Origin of the sequence: Frankia gtarii, from assembly GCF_025403375.1 — a bacterium.
GTDB classification, from domain to species: domain Bacteria; phylum Actinomycetota; class Actinomycetes; order Frankiales; family Frankiaceae; genus Frankia; species Frankia gtarii.
The window spans coordinates 1-1553 of record NZ_JAMPTM010000525.1; the positions used below are offsets into that span (position 1 = coordinate 1).

A 1553-nucleotide genomic window follows, 5' to 3' on the forward strand; every position below is an offset into this window, starting at 1 on the left:
GGGGGTGTCGTCGTCCCCGCTGGTTCCGCCGAGCCCGCTGGTTCCGTCGAGCCCGTCGGTTCCGTCGGTTCCGCCGGTTCCGGGGGTGTCGTCGTCCCCGCTGGTTCCGCCGAGCCCGCTGGTTCCGTCGAGCCCGTCGGTTCCGTCGGTTCCGCCGGTTCCGGGGGTGTCGTCGTCCCCGCTGGTTCCGCCGAGCCCGCTGGTTCCGCCGAGCCCGCTGGTTCCGTCGAGCCCGTCGGTTCCGTCGGTTCCGCCGGTTCCGGGGGTGTCGTCGTCCCCGCTGGTTCCGCCGAGCCCGCTGGTTCCGCCGAGCCCGTCGGTTCCGTCGGTTCCGCCGGTGTTGTCGGTTCTGCCGGACTCGCCGGTTCCGCCGCTATCCGCTGCTGCGGCTCCGCCGGTCGTGGGGCCGCACACACCCGCTGGACCGCATGCAAGCGGCACCGAGTCAAGCGGCGATGCTTCGGACTCCTCGGCTTCCGACGACCCATCGGTCACCTCCGCGCCGTCGTCGAAATCGCCGCAGTCGTCCGCCGCTGCGACGAGCCCGCCGCCGACCGCAGCCCCGAGCCCGGCCCCGCCCTCGGCCGCGGAGGGGACGACGGCATCCCTCGGGACGGTCGACGAGATCCTGCCGGTGCCGATGGGGCAGGAGAGCCCGCCAGGTTGGCAGGCAGAACCCGAGCCGATCCATCCGGTGGGCGCCGAGCGCGATCTGCTGGACTGGGTACGGCTGGATCTACGGAAACGTCCGGCGGGTCGGGAGATCGGCGACGGCGAGATTCTGCAGGTCTACCGTGATCTGCGGTCGCAGCTGGTGAACCGGCGGAGGGTGACGAAGGTCCTCGCGGCAGATGTAGCCTCGCTCCTGCGAGGCGAGGGGATCGGACGACTGCGTGGGGGCGCCCCGGGTACCGTTTCGGATCCGCATTCCGCATCGCGCGTCGATCCGCCGGACTTCACCGTTGCGGGAGCGTCGCAGTCGGCCGACCAGTGGCGGGCGGTCCGACTGGAACTGGACGTCCCGGAAGGCGTCAGATCGTTCAGCAATGCCGACCTGACCGCTGATCAACGACGGAGCCTGGACCGCTTCGCCACACAGATTGCCGCCGACGCCGCGCGCCGGGCCCGCGACGGACTCCCGCCGCTCATCGTTCACCTGGAAGGTGGAGGCAACGGCAGGACCGGCGGCTACAGACGCGCGGTCAGAAGCGGACAGCATCGCGCCGACTCGGCTTGGCGAGTGCTGGCGCCTGCTGTGGCCGCCGGTCTGAGCCGGTTGGGCGTGCCGCCCAATATGGTCACCTATCAGACGCACACTCGGGGTTCTCAGCCCACGGTCGCTCCGGCTCCGGTATCAGGACCCGGCTCCGGCGCAGGCCGGTCGAATGCGCCGGCGGACGTGCGGCAGCAACACCGTCAGATAGCCGGATGGCTGGCCGAGGGCTCCGCCGCGCCCCCCGCCGTGATTCCCGCGGTACAGCCGCGTGGCCCGCAGGCCCAGACTGACGACCCGAACCCCCCGACCATGGAATCCGTCCCGCCACCCGCCGAGG

1 protein-coding gene and 1 pseudogene are annotated in these 1553 nt (G+C 71.9%); one reads left to right on the forward strand and one right to left on the reverse strand.

Going from position 1 to position 1553, the window contains the following annotated elements:
- Positions 1-414: pseudogene (locus tag NBZ83_RS32065) on the reverse strand (hypothetical protein); the annotation flags it as partial.
- 220 nt (positions 415-634) lie between these two features.
- On the opposite strand from NBZ83_RS32065, the gene NBZ83_RS32070 reads away from it, so the two are divergent.
- Positions 635-1553 (forward strand): hypothetical protein (locus tag NBZ83_RS32070; RefSeq protein WP_261576504.1); only part of this gene is annotated, 919 nt, incomplete at its 3' end.